Here is a 17,479-nt window from a genome sequence, read left to right as displayed (position 1 = left end):
GTAGGGAGGCCTTTGGAAGGTCTCCCTTTTGTCTCTTTATCTTTATGAGAGTTTTATGATACATTAGTTGAAAATAAATGTCAGGTGGAGGGAAAACGCGATGAAACCGGATCTTCGGCAGGCATGGGAGAATCAGGTACTGGTCGGTGACGGCGCGATGGGTACTTATTTATATCAAAAGGGATTTCCTGTAGGCATATCATATGAAGAACTGAATTTAACCTCCCCGGAGGTCATCGGGAACGTTCATCGCCAGTATGTTGAAGCTGGTGCTCAGGTGATCGAGACGAACACGTTCTCTGCCAACTACGACAAACTGTCCAAATACGGTTTGGAGACGAGGGTAGAAGAGATTAACCGTGCAGGTGTAAGAATCGCCCGTGAAGCTGCCGGTAATCACGGATACGTAGTGGGGGCTGTGGGCTCCATTCGGGCAGGCAAAAGAAACAACATTTCTACCAGCGAGCTGAAGCGTTACTTCGAAGAGCAGCTGAAGGTTCTGATATCGGAAGGCGTTGACGGCATCCTGCTGGAGACGTTCTATGACGTGGACGAAATGCAGCTGGCGTTGGCGCAGGCGCGAATGCTGAGTGATATTCCGGTAATCTGCCAGTTTGCGGTCGAGGATATAGCCCGTACGCTGGACGGCTTCACGATGCCGGATGCTTACCGCATCCTGAGCCAGGAAGGCGCGGACATCATCGGCTTCAACTGCCGGACCGGTCCTAACGGCATTATGCGCGCGCTGGAAACCTTGAACGGCGTTATGAATCTTCCGGCATCGGTCTACCCTAATGCGGGGATCGCCGATTACGTGGACGGAGAATACCGTTATGGCGCGAGTCCGGAGTATTTCGGCAAGACGGCCCTGGAGTTTGCGGATCGGGGTGCCAGAATTATCGGCGGCTGCTGCGGAACCACACCGGAGCATATTTCAGAAATCTCCTTGGCCTTATCCGGGTACGTGCCTTCACCGCTGCCAGTCGTTGAAGAGGCTGAGGTCAACCGCATCGTGATCCATGAGTCGGCTCAAGAGCAGTTTTATGAGCGCAGCGGGGAACCAACAATCGTAGATATCGTGAAGGAGCGTCACACGGTTATCGTAGAGCTGGACCCTCCAAGGGATCTGGATATCACGAAGTTCATGAAAGGTGCGGAAGCTTTGAAAAAAGCCGGTGCCGACGCCTTGACCCTGGCTGACAATTCGCTGGCCGTAACGCGTATGAGCAACATGGCGCTCGGTCATCTGGTACAGGCGCGCACAGGTCTGCGGCCCTTGATTCATATCGCTTGCCGTGACCGCAATCTTATCGGAACGCAGTCGCATATGATGGGCTTCGATGCTCTTGGCATCGATCACGTGCTGGCCGTGACAGGGGATCCGGCGCGATTCGGAGACTTGCCGGATTCCAGCTCGGTTTATGACATGACCTCATTTGAAATCATACGAATGATCAAACAACTGAATGATGGCATTGCCTTCTCGGGCAAGCCGCTCAAGCAAAAAGCCAAGTTTGTTGTCGGGGCCGCATTTAATCCCAATGTCCGGCATCTCGACAAGGCGGTTGCACGCCTGGAGAAGAAGATTGCCTCCGGTGCGGATTATGTGATGACGCAGCCTGTGTACGACCCCGAGCTGATGGTTAGACTTAGAGAAGCGACAGCTCATTTGGAGATTCCAATCTTTATCGGCATCATGCCGCTGGCAAGCGGACGGAATGCGGAGTACCTGCACAATGAGGTGCCGGGCATTCAGCTTTCGGACGAAGTTCGGATGCGCATGGCCGGGCTTGAAGGTGAAGCGGGACGGGCCATGGGCGTCAAGATCGGCAAGGAGCTGCTGGACGTGGCAACAGAGCTTTTTAACGGCATCTACTTGATGACTCCGTTTATGTTCTATGAAATGAGTGTGCAATTAATGGAGTATGTCTGGGAGAAATCGGGCCGCCGATTGACCCCCTTGTTTCATTAATAATTATCAATTACAATAGTGTAATGGATGTGATTCCGATGTCATTGAGCATGACCGGATATGGGCAATCCGTTGTCGATTTTCAAGGTTACAATATCTCTTTCGAATTGAAGTCTGTCAATCACAGGTATTGTGAGATCGTCTTTCGAATGCCTCGTGAATGGGCATGCTTCGAGGATTCGCTTCGAAGGGCGGTACAGAGCCGAATCGGTCGCGGACGGATTGATGTTTATATTAACAAGGAAAACAACGGCGAGTCCCAGGGTGCTGTGCTGAACCACGCTATGGTTAAGGCATATTTGCAGGCTGCCGAGGATTTGAAGTCATACGGAATTAAGGGAGATCTGGCGGTGCGGGATATTATGTCGCTGCCAGATGTTCTTGTTAGTCCGAGCGGACTTCCCATGGATGAAGCGCAGCAGAAGTTATGGAATGATGCGCTTCTTCAAGGTCTTGAGCAAGCGTTGGACGGTCTGATGCAAATGCGCGGCAGGGAAGGGTCTTTTTTGGTGAGGGACATCGAACAGAGACTTGACCGCCTGCAGCTGCTCCACCGCGAGATGACCGAGCTCGCTCCAGACGTGCCGGAAGAATACCGGAAGCGTCTGCGGCAGCGCATCGAGTCGCTTGCTGAGGGGGCGCTTGCTGTTGATGAACATATATTCGGAATGGAAGTCGCTCTGTTTGCCGAACGTTCCAATGTGGACGAGGAGCTGATTCGTCTTCACAGTCACTTGGAACAGTGCAGGGAGCTGCTTCATCAGAAAAATCCTGTAGGCCGTAAATTGGATTTTCTGATTCAGGAAATGAACAGAGAAGTCAATACGATTGGATCGAAGGCCAATCATCTGACTCTGGTAAACCGTGTTGTCGAAATGAAAGCGGAACTGGAGAAGATTCGTGAGCAAGCCGCCAATGTGGAATAACCGCAGCTTCATCGGCAAATAAGAGTCAAATGTATAGGGGGAGCAACCGCACTATGGCAATCAAACTTATTAATATTGGCTTCGGAAACATCGTATCGGCCAATCGAATCATCTCAATCGTGAGTCCTGAATCGGCTCCGATCAAGAGGATTATTCAAGAAGCACGGGACCGTCATATGCTGATCGATGCTACATATGGTCGAAGGACACGGGCTGTTATCATTACCGATAGCGACCATGTGATTTTATCGGCTGTGCAGCCTGAAACGGTGGCTCACCGTCTGTCCAGCAAAGATGACGACAACGACGAATAAGATGGGGAGTACTATGTCTAAAGGATTATTGATTGTATTGTCCGGTCCTTCCGGGGTGGGAAAGGGAACCGTTTGTACGGCGCTTCGCAGCCGGGTTCCGGAATTGGTGTATTCGGTGTCGGCAACGACACGGTCGCCGCGGCTCGGTGAGGTAAATGGTGTGAACTATTTTTTCAAAAGTCGCGAGCAATTCATGGATATGATTGACAATGATCAGCTGCTTGAATATGCGGAATACGTCGGGAACTATTATGGGACCCCGCGTGATTTTGTGGAAGAAACATTAGCCACTGGCAAGGATATTATACTGGAGATCGAAGTGCAGGGTGCACTGAAGGTGAAGGAGAAGTTTCCGGATGGTATCTTTGTGTTTCTCATGCCGCCGTCGCTGGATGAATTGAAAGACCGAATCCAGGGCCGGGGAACAGAGAGTCAGGCTACAATCGACCATCGTATGTCCGTAGCTGTTGACGAAATCAATCTGCTGCAGCATTATGATTACGCGGTAGTGAATGATGAAATCAATCTCGCTTGTAAGAGAATAGAATCTATCATTATAGCCGAACATTGTAAGGTGAGAAAGTAAGCTGTCTGTCTGTTCATAGACGGCATAAACTTTCAAGTAAAATAAGAAGAGGTGCTTCGACTGTGTTATATCCATCCATTGATGAAATGATGAATAAGGTAGACAGTAAATATTCTCTTGTGGTTGCGGCTTCCCGCCGTGCACGCCAATTGCGTGAAGGAGAAGTTAGCGAGTTGAAACATCCGAAATCTCATAAGTATGTCGGTGTCGCTCTGGAAGAGATCTACGGCGATTACGTGAAGATTGAGAAGGGCCAGGACTAGGACTTTTTCCGACATTTGAATACAACAGCGTTAGCGCGCAAAAATGTGACAACCGAAAGGTTGTTATTTTTTTGACAAGATATGATAGTGTAACTTTCAGACCAATCGAAAGCGGGGGATTGTCATGTTGAACGGAAAAGTCATCGTACTTGGCGTTACAGGTGGCATTGCCGCGTATAAAGCAGCGACTTTATGCAGCAGGCTTGTCCAGAGGGGAGCGGATGTGCACGTCATTATGACGGAATCGGCGAAGCAGTTCATTCCGGAATTAACGCTGCAGACTCTGACCAAAAACCCGGTTTATAGCGATACTTTTGATGAGAGGGACCCGTCGGTAGTCTCGCATATCCACTTGGCCGATTTGGCCGATCTGGTGCTGATCGCTCCAGCAACTGCGAATGTTATTGGTAAAATGGCGCACGGCCTGGCAGACGACATGCTGACCACAACGCTGCTTGCGACCACTGCACCCGTCATGATCTCACCGGCGATGAATGTGCATATGTACACGCATCCGGCCGTTATGGCGAATATGGAGACGCTGGTTTCCCGCGGAGTGGCCATGATTGAACCCGGAGAAGGTCTTCTGGCATGCGGATATGTCGGAAAGGGACGGATGGAAGAGCCGGATACGATCGTTGACGTGGTTGAACGGTTTTTCAATGATCAAGCATCTCAGCTGGAAGAGGTGAGCGTGAGCACGGGAAGCGAGTCTCTTGGCCCATTGCAAGGCAAAAAAGTGGTTGTCACGGCTGGGGGTACGGTAGAGCGTATCGATCCGGTCCGTTATATCACGAATGATTCTTCCGGGAAAATGGGGTTTGCGATTGCTAAAGCTGCCCAAATACTGGGAGCGGATGTTCACCTCATTGCCGCCCACACGGATGAAGCTCCGCCTGAGGGAATCTCCACGGAAAAGGTGGAATCAGCTCAGGACATGTACGAAGCGGTGCTTCGCGTGTTTGAGAACAGTGATATCGTTGTTAAGGCGGCAGCTGTCGCTGATTATCGCCCGGCAGAAGTTGCAGCGTCCAAGATCAAGAAGCGCGGCGAGACCATGACGCTTGAGCTTGTAAAAACAACGGACATTCTGGAGAGTCTGGGGCGCCGGAAAATCTCGCAATTCTTGATCGGGTTTGCCGCAGAGACGGATAGCGTGGAGCAGTTTGCCCAAGAGAAGCTGAAACGTAAAAACTGCGATTTGATCGTTGCCAACGATGTTACGCAGGAGGGCGCGGGATTTGGCACGGATACCAACAGCGTTCATATCTTTGACGCAGAGGGGCTGGTATTGCAGCTTCCCGTAATGTCCAAGGAGGAAGTGGCCCTGAGGCTCTTAACGCTGGCGGCGGAGCGGTTACCCGGGAGGTTATCCTAATGGAAATGGCCCGTGTAATTGTGGACGTGCCGTCCAAGGATACGGACCGGCCTTTTGATTATTTGATCCCGGAGGATCTGCGCCCCTGGATTGAGGTAGGAAGCCGTGTCGGAGTGCCCTTTGGACACCGTACGCTGCAGGGTTTCGTGGTTTCTCTGCATCCGCGTCCCGAGATGGATACGGCCAAAATGAAGCCGATTCAGGAAGTGCTCGATGTGATGCCGCCTCTTTCTCCTGAACTTATTGAGGTCGGGGAATGGATGAAGGAGCGCTATGCTTGCCGTCATATATCTGCTCTCCAATCGATGCTGCCAACGGCGCTGAAAGGAAAAGCGGAGCGCTATATTTCCCTTGCCCATTCTGATATGGACATGGACAGCACAGAGGAAGCGGACGGACTATTTGCTCTCCTGCCCGAGAGTGAGCTGGAGCAGCAGATCATCCGGTTTGTCGGTCAGAAGGGCGAGGTGTCGCTTCAGCAGCTATCCCGGGCGTTTCCGGATGGGGCTGCAACGATAAAAGCGCTGATTGGCCGAGGACGGCTCAGTGAATTTCAGCAGATCAAGGATAAACTGCAGAAAAAAACGATGAAGGCGATAGAGCTTGCCGTTTCGAGCGAGGAAGCGAGCACGGCTTTAGCGTCTTTTCCGGCGAAGGCTCAGCGTCAAAAGGAAGTGCTTCAATATATTTTGGAGATGGAGGACTTTCTGCCGATATCGCAAAAGGATCTGCTGCAGACGCTTGGCGTCACAGCGGGTACCGTCAAAGCGCTTGCTGACAAAGGGCTGATTACCCTTGAAGATGTCGAAGTGTTTCGCGACCCATACAGAGGGCGGAACTTCACGCCGAGCACCCCATTGGCGCTCACGCAGGAGCAGCAGGTGGTGTACCGCAGCATCGTGCATAAGCTTGACGAACGTGAGCATGGCGTATTTCTGCTGCATGGGGTTACAGGCAGCGGCAAGACGGAAATCTACCTGCAGACCATTCAGCGCTGCCTGGAACAGGAGCGTCAGGCGATTGTTCTGGTTCCGGAAATATCGCTCACCCCGCAAATGGTGGAACGATTCAAAGCCCGCTTTGGCGACCGCGTGGCCGTCATGCACAGTCGGCTTTCGGACGGTGAACGCTATGATGAATGGCGCAAAATAAGGGAAGGCCGCGCCTCTGTAGTTGTGGGTGCCCGATCGGCGGTGTTTGCGCCGTTTGATCGCCTAGGTCTGATCATTATGGATGAAGAGCATGAAACATCATATAAACAGGAAGAAACACCGAAGTACCATGCCAGGGACGTTGCGATTCACCGGGCCTCGCTGACCGGCGCTGCCGTCATTTTAGGCTCTGCAACGCCTTCGCTTGAGAGCTATCATGCGGCAAAATCGCAGGCGCAGGATCATTTTGCGCCGCAGCTGCTGGAGATGCCAAGCCGCGCGCTGGGGAACCGGCTGCCGGAGGTGCAGATCGTGGATATGCGGGAGGAGCTGCGTGATGGAAACCGCTCTATGTTTAGCCGTTCCCTGCATGCAGCGATTACAACGCGGCTTGAACGCGGAGAACAGACGGTACTGCTTCTGAATCGGCGGGGCTACTCTACGTTTGTGATGTGCCGGAGCTGCGGATATGTGGCAGGTTGTCCGGAATGCGATATCTCGCTGACCTATCATCAGAAATCGAACAATCTGCGCTGCCATTATTGCGGTTATGCGGCACAAGCACCAGAGGTGTGTCCGGATTGCGGAAGCGAGCATATACGCTATTTCGGTACGGGCACACAGCGCGTCGAGGAAGAATTGGCCAAGCTGTTTCCCGGGATACGCGTCATTCGAATGGATGTGGACACGACCACAGAGAAGGGCTCCCACGAGAAGCTGCTTAAGCAATTTCGAGATAAAAAGGGAGACGTCCTCCTAGGCACCCAGATGGTCGCCAAAGGACTGGATTTCCCGGATGTTACCTTAGTCGGTGTCATTACAGCCGATTCGGCGCTGAACCTGCCCGATTTCCGGGCTGCCGAGAAGACGTTCCAGCTTCTCACTCAGGTTGCCGGACGTGCCGGGCGCCATCAGCTGCCTGGGGAAGTGGTCATCCAGTCGTATACTCCGGAACATTATTCGATCATTCACGCGAGCAGCCATGATTATTTATCCTTCGTCAAGGACGAACTGAAGCACCGCAAGGCGCTCCACTACCCGCCGTATTGCAGGCTGATACTGGTGACGCTGTCCCATGAGCAGCTGCCGCTGCTGGTTAGAATGGCGGAGAATTTTGCCGCTGCCATAAAAAGCGAATCCGACCGGCGAGGATGGTTCGGAAGCTTGGACCGGTTTGACGCGAGCGCGCTCGATATACTGGGTCCCGTGGCTTCGCCAATTCCGCGGTTAAAAAATAGATACAGATTTCAATGTATGATAAAATGGCGGGGAACGATGGATGCCGTCTCGCTGGTGCGTTTGGTTGCCGAGAAGCTTCAGGATTCGGCGCGGGACAGCAAACTCCAAATCAGTATTGATGTTGATCCGCAAATGTTAATGTAATACCGCATATAATGATGAAAAGCACAAGGATGGTGTCGTATACATGGCGATTCGAATTATCGTTAAAGAACCGGATGAGGTTCTTCACAAGAAGGCAAAGGAAGTTACCAAAATCACGCCGAACGTACAAAAGCTGCTGGATGACATGGCAGATACGATGTACGATGCAGATGGCGTGGGGCTGGCTGCGCCGCAGGTCGGCATATTGAAGCGTCTGATCGTCATTGATGCTGGCGACGAGCACGGTCTCATCAAGATGATCAATCCAGAGATTGTGGAGAGCGAAGGCGAGCAATTCGGACCGGAAGGCTGTCTTAGCATACCGGGATGGAACGGGGATGTGCGCCGCGCGGAGAAAGTGACGGTTAAAGGGCTTAATCGTGAAGGCAATGAACTCATCGTTACGGGTACGGGGCTGCTTGCACGTGCGTTTCAGCATGAAATTGATCATCTGAACGGGGTGCTGTTTACAGAAATCGCTGATCGGGTGTACGAATATGTTCCGGAACAGCCAAGAAAAGAGCTGGAGAACCGATGAAGATAGTATTTATGGGCACCCCGGCCTTTGCAGTACCCAGCCTGGAAATGTTGATTGCCGAAGGTTATTCCATAGCGGCCGTGGTTACGCAGCCAGATCGTCCGCAAGGGCGTAAAAAAGTGCTGACTCCGACGCCGGTGAAGGAAGCCGCGCTTCGCCATGGTATCCCGGTTCTGCAGCCCCAGCGCCTGCGGAGCCCGGAAGCTGTGGCTGAACTGGCGGAATATAAGCCGGATCTGATCGTAACGGCCGCTTATGGTCAAATCCTGCCGAAATCGGTGCTGGATATGCCATCGCTGGGCTGTCTGAATGTACACGGATCGCTGCTCCCCGCTTACCGGGGAGGAGCACCAATCCAGCGCAGCATCATCAATGGAGAAGCGGTAACAGGCATTACGCTCATGTATATGGCAGAGGGTCTTGATACGGGCGACATGATTGCCAAGGCCGAAGTTCCCATTGAAGAAACCGATACGGCCGGAACCATGTTCGAGAAGCTGAGCCAAGCAGGCGCGAAGCTGCTTCAGCAGGAGCTTCCGCGTTTGGTGAAGGGCAAGGTGGATGCTGAGCCTCAGGACGAGGCGAAGGCAACGTATGCACCGAATTTGACCCGGGATGATGAGAAGATTGATTGGAGCCGCAGCTCCCGAGAAATTTATAATCAAATCCGTGGTCTTGTTCCGTATTCCGGCGGATTTACGCTATGGAACGGAGAAGTATTTAAGGTATGGGCAGCGGCCAATCCGAGCAGCGCTCAAGTGATATCCAGCGAAGCCCAGCCCGGAACGGTCCTTGGACTTCACGAAGAGGGCATCGTTGTGAAGACCGGTGACGGCTCCCTTACTTTGCTTACCGTCCAGCCTAGCGGCAAGAAGGCGATGGATGCTGCCCAATTCGTGCGCGGGACAAGCCTGGCGGTCGGGACGGTGCTGACGTGAGCGGTAACCGTAACCCGAAGGGACGTCAGGAATCCCCGCGGGAGCTGGCAATGAATGTACTGACACAGGTGGAGCAGGAGGGAGCGTACAGCAATCTCCTGCTCAACTCGGCTCTGCAGAAGGCCTCGCTATCCAAGAGTGATGCAGGCCTTGCTACGGAGCTGATCTACGGCACAATATCGAGGCTGAACACCCTTGATTATTTTTTGGACAGGTATGTCAACAAAGGGGTCGCCAAGCTTCAGCCCTGGGTAAGAGCGCTGCTTCGAATGAGTCTGTATCAGGTCGTATATCTGGATCGGATTCCAGATCATGCGGTTGTCAGTGAGGCTGTTAATCTGGCGAAGCGCCGCGGGCATCAAGGGATCTCCGGCATGGTGAACGGGGTGCTTCGGAATATTCTGCGTCAGAAGGCAGACCTGACAATCCCTGAGGACATGCCTGCTGCCCGGCGGATCTCTCTCCTGCATTCTCATCCGCAGTGGCTGGTTGAGCGATGGATTGCCCAGTACGGAACCGAGGCGACAGAGGCAATCTGTGCCGCAAACAATGAACCGCCGGCTGTCAGCGTCAGAGTCAACACAACGATGATCAGCCGTGAGGAGATGTTGAAGCTGATGGGCAGCCACGGCCTGGATGCGACACCTTCGCCCCTCAGTCCCTATGGGATTGTAGTTAAAGGCGCAGGAAATATGGCGCTGACCGATTGGTACCGGGATGGGCTGATCTCCATCCAGGATGAGAGCTCAATGCTGGTCGCTGAAGCCATTCAGCTTGAGCCGGGTATGCGGGTTCTGGATTGCTGTGCGGCTCCTGGCGGCAAAAGCGCCCACATGGGCGAACTGATGAAGGATGAAGGCTCCATTATTGCCAACGACATTCATACCCACAAAGGCAAGCTGATATCGGACCAGGCAAGCCGCCTGGGACTGGACAGCATTATGACCGTGACTGGGGATGCGCTGGATTTGGCCGATCGCTTCGAGCCTGCGTCTTTTGACCGAATTTTGCTGGATGCTCCCTGCTCGGGGCTTGGTGTGATCCGGCGCAAGCCCGATTTGAAGTGGGGCAAGTCAGAGGAGGACATCGCTGAGATTGCCGCGCTGCAGTTAAGGCTGCTGGAGTCGGTATCTTCCCTGCTTCGTCCAGGCGGAATCCTGGTATACAGCACGTGTACCATGGAACCGCAGGAGAACGAAGGCGTGGTATCTGCTTTTCTGGAAGGCCATGCGGAGTTTGCCATTGCGGACGATGGTCTTGGGAGTCTGAGCCGCCTGGAGGAGAAATCCCTTCTGCGAGGAGGGGGAGTTCAGATTCTGCCCCAACACTATCATAGTGACGGCTTCTACATTGCAAGAATCAGCAGACAGTCCTCTTAGGGCGTCCTGCTGTTATGACTATAGTCGTATCCCGCCAGTGCCGGCGGGTTTTCCTCTTTTACCGTCTCTTTTATTTATGTTAGAATAGGAAGAATGAAAAAAGAGATGCATATGAATGTAATAGCGGGATTTCAGGAGAATGTTTCCGAATATCCTCTAAATTAGACAGGTGTGGTGAGAATGAAACCTTTTATATACGATTATTCACTGGAAGAACTACAAGCATGGGCTCAAGAGAATGGAGAGCCGGCGTTTCGCGGAACCCAGATCTATGACTGGCTGTATGTGAAGCGGGTAAATGACTTCGAGGAAATGACGAATTTGTCCAAGGAGCTCCGCGGCAAGCTGGAGCAGCAGTTCAGCTTCGTTACGTTGTCCGAAATCACCAAGCTCGAATCCAAGGACGGAACGGTCAAGTTCCTGTTCGGCCTGCATGATGACCATGCCATCGAGACGGTCATTATGAAGCATAACTACGGTAACAGCATTTGCGTTACGACACAGGTGGGCTGCCGTATCGGATGTACGTTCTGTGCATCCACCTTGGGAGGCTTGAAGCGGAATCTGACCTCCGGCGAGATCGTGGCCCAAGTGGTTCAGGCGCAGAAGATTCTCGATAAAACGGGAGAGCGTGTCAGCAGCATCGTGATCATGGGTTCAGGCGAGCCGTTCGAGAACTATGAGGCAACCATGAAGTTTCTGCGCACGATGATCCATGAAAAAGGGCTGAATATCGGCCAGCGCCACATCACCGTTTCGACGAGTGGCATTGTGCCTAACATTTATAAATTCACAGAAGAGAATACCCAGATTAATCTGGCCATCTCCATTCATGCACCGAACGATAAACTGCGCTCGAAGCTGATGCCGGTCAACCGTCGTTTTCCGTTTGATGATGTGATTGAATCGCTTCGTCATTATCAGGCGAAAACCGGACGGCGCATTACGTTTGAGTATGCGCTGATCGGTGGGGTGAACGATCAGGTTGAACATGCCGAAGAGCTTGCGGACGTCATCAAGGACATGAACTGCTTTGTCAATCTGATTCCGGTTAACCACGTGCCGGAGCGGAAATATGTTCGCACATCGCGAAACGACATTTTCAAATTTCAGCGTGCGTTAGCAGACAAGGGGGTCAACGTGACCATCCGTCGTGAACAAGGCCATGATATCGCTGCCGCTTGCGGTCAGCTGCGGGCCAAGCATATGGAGTTGAGGTGAGAACATTTGATCAAGACGGTTCATGTAAGCCATGTGGGACGTGTTCGTCCTGTTAATGAAGATTCGGTATTTGTTAGCACACTGGAGCATGGCTACACCTTAGGTGTGGTTGCTGACGGTATGGGAGGTCATCTTGCAGGTGACACCGCCAGCAGGCTTGCGGTAGACACCGTAGCCGAGGATTTGTCCTCACTGGAGCAGGACATGTCCATGGAAAGTATTCGGGCTGCGCTGGGGGATGCCATTTTGCATGCTAACGCAGTTATCTATCGGGAAGCCTCGTCTGATGAGCGGCTTCACAATATGGGAACGACAATTGTAGCGGTGCTGCTGCGAGGATCCGAGGGTTATATCGGACATATCGGGGATAGTCGGGCCTACAAAATCATTCCCGGACAAGTGATTCGACTCACGGATGATCATACACTGGTCAATGAGCTTTATAAAAGTGGTCAGATTACGGAAGATCAACTGGAAACCCATCCCCGGAAAAATGTATTAAGCCGGGCGCTTGGAACGGATGTGGATGTGACGGTTGAGCTTACACCGGTTACGATAGGAGAAAGCGAAGTGCTGCTTCTCTGCAGTGACGGGCTAAGCAACCGGGTCAGCCGTGAACTGATTGGACAAATTTCGGGTTCACTTGACCTTCCTCTGGAAGAAAGAGCGGATCGCCTGCTTCAACTGGCACTTCTCGCTGGCGGTGAGGACAACATTACTGTCGCAATGTTTGAACATCATGAAGAGGTTGACGGGCAACGTATAAAGGGGTGGGATTCATGATCGGACATGAATTGGCTGGTCGTTATAAGATTATTGAACGCATCGGTGGCGGTGGCATGGCGCTGGTCTACAAGGCTCAGGATATTTTGCTGAACCGAAACGTAGCGATCAAAGTGCTGCGCCAGCAGTTTGTGCACGACGAGGAATTTATTCGCCGTTTCCGGCGTGAGGCACAATCAGCGGCTTCGTTGTCGCATTCCAATGTGGTCAGCATCTATGATGTGGGCCAGGAGGAAGAAGTGCATTACATCGTCATGGAATATATCGAAGGCCAGAACTTGAATGAAATCATTAAAGAACGGGCGCCGCTGCAGGTGGAAGAAGCCGTGCGGATTGCTACCCAGATTTGTGATGCACTGGGGCATGCCCATCATAATCAGATCATACACAGGGATATCAAACCGCATAACATTCTGATTGGCCGCAATGGGAGGGTCAAAGTAACCGACTTTGGGATTGCCAGAGCGGTCACGTCGACAACGATTACGCAAACAGGCTCCGTTGTGGGCTCTGTGCATTATTTCTCGCCGGAGCACGCCAAGGGCGTCGTGACCGGAGAGAAATCGGATTTATACTCGCTTGGTATCGTGTTATACCAGATGCTTACTGCCCGTCTTCCTTTTCTGGGCGAGAGCCCGATTAGTGTTGCTCTGAAGCATCTCCAGGAGGAATTTGATGAGCCGAGAGAGGTCAATCCGCTTATCCCTCAAAGCGTGGAGAATATTATTCTGAAATCCATGCGCAAAAATCCGGAGGAGCGCTACCAGTCTGCGGAAGAGATGATGGACGACCTGGAGACGTGTTTGCACCCAATGCGTCTCAATGAACCGAAGATGGAGTTTGAGGAAGATGCCGATTCAACCCTGGTCATGCCGGCACTCAAAACGATGCAGCGCAGTCAGCATGATGACCCGGACGATGATGCGGACAATGAGGAATATGAGGAAAAGCCCACCGGTAAACCGAAGAAAAAATGGGTCAAGCCGACCATTATCATCGGATCGGTACTCCTGTTCCTGGGTATCATGGCTGGTGTTGTCATGTATGTGAACAACATGCTGGAGGTACCGGAGGTTAAGGTTCCTCAGGTTGTAGGCATGACGGAAGAGGAAGCGATTCGCGAGCTCGAGGCGAGCGGTTTGACGGTGGATGAGGAAGTCCTCCGGGAATATAAACCGAATGTCGATGAAGGCATTGTTTTTGCGCAGAACAAGGAAGCGGAGACCATGCTGAAGAAGGGTTCTCCGGTTCAATTGTCGGTTGGGGATAAGAAGCCGCTCGAAAAAATGCCGGATCTCTCGGGCAAGACGTTTGATCAGGCCGTTGCCGAGTTGAAAGAGATGGGAGTCAAACCAATCTCAATTAAACAATCTTCGCAGAAAAATGATGATGTCGCGGAGGGTCTGATCTTTAAACAAAGTCCGGATTTTGAAACAGAATTCAATCCCGATGAGGTGGAAATCACCTTAACGGTAAGCGAGGGCAAAAATTTGGTCTCTATGCCGGGCGTGGTTGGTTTAGAGCAGGAGAACGCCGTCAATATTTTGAAGTCGAATGGTTTTAAGATTGGGCCAATTAAAGAGAGATCCAGCTTTGAAGTGAAGAAGGGCATCGTAATAGAGCAGTGGCCGCATGAGGCCAATCAACAAGTTGCACCAGGCGCCGAAATCACGCTGTTCGTCAGCTCCGGCTATCCATCGGATGCACTTGAATATAATTACAGCGTGCCGGTATCACCTAGCATGGAGGGCCAAGAAAGCAAGATTCGTGTGGTCTTTACCGATGCATTGGGAGAAAACCAGGAAGTCGTGAACAAGGTCATTACGACGTCGGAAATGGTGCCTGTCAAGCTGCTGCTGGCACCGAACAAGGATGCCACGGTGATGATATTCCGTGATGGCCGCCAGGTGGATACGTACAGCGTAAGTTACAGCGACGTCAAGAACGGAACCGTGCCGCAGCCGACCTTTGAAGAGCCGCCTGCTCCGCCTGATGTGCCGGTCGACACCAATCCGGACGAAGGCAACGGGGAAGAGGGTAACAATGGCGAAGACGATGCAGCCAATCATTGGGAATCCGGCAATAATGGCAACGGCAAGGGTCGAGGCAACAAGGATAATGATTAGGACACAAGTCATGAGAACACTAAAATTTCAACAAGAAAGGTGAGGCCTATTATATGCTTGAGGGATTGATCGTGAAGGCACTAAGCGGATATTACTATGTCAAACCACTGCAAGACGGCAACATTATATCCGGGGAGGACCCAGCGGTTCAATGCAGAGCCCGCGGCATTTTCAAAAAGAAAGGCATCTCTCCGCTCGTTGGAGATCACGTTATGTACTCACTGACTGAGAATGGGGAAGGGACCGTGGAAGAAATTCTTCCACGGTCTTCCCAATTAATTCGCCCGCCTGTCGCTAATGTCGACTTGGCGGTGCTGTTGTTTTCGGTTAAAGAACCGGACCTGAGCTTGCACCTGCTGGACAAGTTCCTGGTACATATTGAGCATGCCGGTCTTGAAGCGTTGATCTGCTTGACGAAGCAGGATCTTGCGGATGCCTCAGACGATATACTGGAGCAGGTCAAGCGCCAGTACGAGCAAATAGGCTACGAAGTGATGATTACCAGCTCGGTCGAAGGTACAGGCACCGAACAGGTGAAGGATCGCTTGGCGGGCCATATCAGCGTATTCTCCGGTCAATCCGGTGTCGGGAAGTCGTCTTTGCTTAATGCGCTGATGCCCGGCCTCACGCTGGAGACCAGTGAAATCAGTTTGCGTCTTGGCCGGGGTCGGCATACGACGCGTCATGTCGAGCTGATCGAGCTTGATAACGGCGGGTACGTTGCCGATACACCGGGCTTTAGCCAATTGGACTTTTTGGAGCTGGGCGTCGAGGAGCTTTCGACCTGTTTCAGGGAGTTTGCTCTTTATGCCGACAACTGCAAATTCAGAGGCTGCAGTCATCTGCATGAGCCGGGCTGCCGGGTGATTCAAGCCAAAGAGGATGGAATCATTCTAGCCAGCCGCTACGAGCATTATGTGGAGTTTTTTGCAGAAATGAAAGACAAGAAGCGGAGGTACTGAAACTATGATAAAAATTGCCCCATCCATACTGTCAGCTGATTTTGCCAAGCTGGGACAAGAAATCAAGGATGCCGAGGCCGGCGGAGCCGATTGGATTCATGTGGACGTGATGGACGGTCACTTCGTGCCTAATATTACGCTGGGTCCGCCTATCGTCCAAGCGATCAGACCGCACACGAGCCTGACGCTTGACGTGCATCTGATGATCGAGCAGCCGGAACTTTATATAGCGGATTTCGTAAAGGCAGGAGCTGACCTGATTACGGTTCATGCCGAGACCTGTCCGCATCTTCATCGTGTGATCCATCTTATTAAGGAGCATGGCGTAAAGGCAGGCGTTGCGATCAATCCGGCCACGCCGGCCCATGTACTGCAGGAGGTGCTTCCTGATTTGGATCTGGTGCTGGTCATGACTGTAAACCCTGGATTTGGGGGACAAGCTTTTATCGAGCGGACCGTTAACAAGATCTCACAGCTCCGTGAATGGATTTCAAGCTCTGACTACCCCAATATCCATATTGAAGTGGATGGAGGCATTACAGCGGAGACAGCGCCCCTTGTGGTGGAAGCAGGGGCTGATGTCCTGGTGGCGGGAAGTGCGGTATTCGGCAAACCGGATCGCGCAGCAGCCATCGCAAATATTCGAAACAGCGTAACATCTTGACCGGAACGTGAGCAAGGGATGCATAGGGCGGGGTTTTCCCGCATAAATATGGTTACATGAGCAGGGTTCTCATGTAGCCTTTTTTGTCTGTGTTCACATCTATGGGCTTGGTGCATAACATAATCTAGGAAGGCATGAGAATGATGGGGAGGGTGAGACATGAAATTCTATACGTTCAAGCTGCCGAAGTTTCTGGGAGGTTTTGTGAAGGCGATCTTAAATACGTTTCACAAGAGCTGACAGCTTGTCCCGGCGTAACAAAACCTCCGCCCGGGACTGGCACCGCCTTGCCGGTTCTAGGGAAAGAGGCAAGAACACTCCGATCCGCGCATGGAGGAGATACCGCATCTCGTGCGGAAGTTTCTCTTGCGGTATAAGTAAGCCAAGCGCGATGTCTCCTTCGCTTTCTTATATCAAAAGAAGAGTGTCTAGCGACGTACTTATCGAAGACAGACCGCGTTCGACCGGAAGTTTTCTTGCGATATAAGAAAGCGGGAGTTTTGCTCGTTCATTTTTCTTATATCTAAATAAAAAAAGCACCTGCTATCCGCTCAAGGTGCTTTTTGTTTAGGAGAAGAATATGTATCTAAACGCAAGAAAAACTTCCTTGTCCCGGATAGCCCACAAACGGTGCCTGGAGATTAAGAAGTTTTTCTTCATATAACACGAGATGATTATACGCGAGTCACTTTACCGGATTTCAAAGCACGAGTGCTGACGTATACACGTTTTGGCTTGCCATCCACCAAAATGCGAACCTTTTGAACGTTGACACCCCAAGAACGCTTGTTGTGATTGTTAGCGTGAGAAACGTGGTTACCACTGCTTGGTTTCTTGCCAGTTACATAACATTTGCGAGCCATTCATTACACCTCCTTGTACCTAACCCTGCATG

At 51.9% G+C, this 17,479-nt stretch carries 17 protein-coding genes; 16 read left to right on the top strand and 1 reads right to left on the bottom strand.

Going from position 1 to position 17,479, the window contains the following annotated elements; all coding sequences use genetic code 11:
* Window positions 1-100: 100 nt before the first annotated feature.
* From WDY75_RS21445 to spoVM, 16 genes are all read left to right on the top strand, one after another.
* Window positions 101-1,972 (top strand): bifunctional homocysteine S-methyltransferase/methylenetetrahydrofolate reductase, encoded by a 1,872-nt coding sequence (locus WDY75_RS21445; RefSeq protein ID WP_036636576.1) that lies wholly within the window; start codon window positions 101-103, stop codon window positions 1,970-1,972.
* A gap of 38 nt (window positions 1,973-2,010) precedes the next feature.
* Complete coding sequence (locus WDY75_RS21440; protein ID WP_006209217.1) at window positions 2,011-2,898, top strand: YicC/YloC family endoribonuclease; 888 nt, start codon at window positions 2,011-2,013, stop codon at window positions 2,896-2,898.
* 53 nt (window positions 2,899-2,951) lie between these two features.
* Entirely contained in the window at window positions 2,952-3,212 is a 261-nt protein-coding gene (remA, locus tag WDY75_RS21435) for an extracellular matrix/biofilm regulator RemA (protein WP_006209218.1), read from the top strand.
* Window positions 3,213-3,225: 13 nt separating this feature from the next.
* Entirely contained in the window at window positions 3,226-3,798 is a 573-nt protein-coding gene (gmk, locus tag WDY75_RS21430; RefSeq protein ID WP_006209219.1) for a guanylate kinase, read from the top strand.
* A 62-nt stretch (window positions 3,799-3,860) separates the two neighbouring features.
* Complete coding sequence (gene rpoZ / locus WDY75_RS21425) at window positions 3,861-4,061, top strand: DNA-directed RNA polymerase subunit omega (protein WP_006209220.1); 201 nt, start codon at window positions 3,861-3,863, stop codon at window positions 4,059-4,061.
* Window positions 4,062-4,185: 124 nt separating this feature from the next.
* Window positions 4,186-5,439, top strand: a complete 1,254-nt coding sequence (gene coaBC, locus WDY75_RS21420) for a bifunctional phosphopantothenoylcysteine decarboxylase/phosphopantothenate--cysteine ligase CoaBC (protein ID WP_063479030.1) — start codon at window positions 4,186-4,188, stop codon at window positions 5,437-5,439.
* The gene (priA, locus tag WDY75_RS21415; RefSeq protein WP_063479031.1) at window positions 5,439-7,973 is read left to right on the top strand and encodes a primosomal protein N'; all 2,535 of its coding nucleotides are present in this window, start codon (window positions 5,439-5,441) and stop codon (window positions 7,971-7,973) included. The genes coaBC and priA overlap by 1 nt, the downstream gene beginning before the upstream one ends.
* Window positions 7,974-8,016: 43 nt before the next feature.
* Window positions 8,017-8,511, top strand: a complete 495-nt coding sequence (gene def / locus WDY75_RS21410) for a peptide deformylase (RefSeq protein ID WP_063479032.1) — start codon at window positions 8,017-8,019, stop codon at window positions 8,509-8,511.
* Complete coding sequence (gene fmt, locus WDY75_RS21405; RefSeq protein ID WP_036636584.1) at window positions 8,508-9,449, top strand: methionyl-tRNA formyltransferase; 942 nt, start codon at window positions 8,508-8,510, stop codon at window positions 9,447-9,449. Before def ends, fmt begins: the two co-directional genes overlap by 4 nt.
* 50 nt (window positions 9,450-9,499) lie before the next feature.
* Window positions 9,500-10,828 carry a 16S rRNA (cytosine(967)-C(5))-methyltransferase RsmB gene (gene rsmB, locus WDY75_RS21400; protein ID WP_063479783.1) on the top strand — a complete coding sequence of 443 codons (1,329 nt, stop codon included), beginning with the start codon at window positions 9,500-9,502 and terminating at the stop codon, window positions 10,826-10,828.
* A 180-nt stretch (window positions 10,829-11,008) separates the two neighbouring features.
* Entirely contained in the window at window positions 11,009-12,049 is a 1,041-nt protein-coding gene (gene rlmN / locus WDY75_RS21395; protein ID WP_006209226.1) for a 23S rRNA (adenine(2503)-C(2))-methyltransferase RlmN, read from the top strand.
* Window positions 12,050-12,055: 6 nt separating this feature from the next.
* Window positions 12,056-12,832, top strand: coding sequence for a Stp1/IreP family PP2C-type Ser/Thr phosphatase (locus tag WDY75_RS21390; protein ID WP_006209227.1), 777 nt, complete (start codon window positions 12,056-12,058; stop codon window positions 12,830-12,832).
* The gene (gene pknB / locus WDY75_RS21385; RefSeq protein ID WP_063479033.1) at window positions 12,829-14,958 is read left to right on the top strand and encodes a Stk1 family PASTA domain-containing Ser/Thr kinase; all 2,130 of its coding nucleotides are present in this window, start codon (window positions 12,829-12,831) and stop codon (window positions 14,956-14,958) included. The genes WDY75_RS21390 and pknB overlap by 4 nt, the downstream gene beginning before the upstream one ends.
* Before the next feature lie 53 nt (window positions 14,959-15,011).
* Window positions 15,012-15,920 (top strand): ribosome small subunit-dependent GTPase A, encoded by a 909-nt coding sequence (gene rsgA, locus WDY75_RS21380; RefSeq protein WP_063479034.1) that lies wholly within the window; start codon window positions 15,012-15,014, stop codon window positions 15,918-15,920.
* Window positions 15,921-15,924: 4 nt separating this feature from the next.
* Window positions 15,925-16,584: a ribulose-phosphate 3-epimerase gene (gene rpe / locus WDY75_RS21375; protein WP_063479035.1), complete on the top strand. Its 660-nt coding sequence runs from the start codon at window positions 15,925-15,927 to the stop codon at window positions 16,582-16,584.
* A 159-nt stretch (window positions 16,585-16,743) separates the two neighbouring features.
* Complete coding sequence (gene spoVM / locus WDY75_RS21370) at window positions 16,744-16,824, top strand: stage V sporulation protein SpoVM (RefSeq protein WP_034273235.1); 81 nt, start codon at window positions 16,744-16,746, stop codon at window positions 16,822-16,824.
* Between the two features lie 434 nt (window positions 16,825-17,258).
* Here spoVM and rpmB read toward each other — a convergent pair whose 3' ends face one another.
* On the bottom strand, window positions 17,259-17,447 hold the full coding sequence (rpmB, locus tag WDY75_RS21365) for a 50S ribosomal protein L28 (RefSeq protein WP_006209230.1): 189 nt from the start codon (window positions 17,445-17,447) through the stop codon (window positions 17,259-17,261).
* Window positions 17,448-17,479 lie beyond the last annotated feature (32 nt).

It is taken from the genome of Paenibacillus glucanolyticus, assembly GCF_037333485.1.
GTDB lineage: Bacteria > Bacillota > Bacilli > Paenibacillales > Paenibacillaceae > Paenibacillus_AQ > Paenibacillus_AQ glucanolyticus.
The sequence above is the reverse complement of the archived record's forward strand: the minus strand, read 5'-3'. Positions and strand labels throughout refer to the sequence as shown.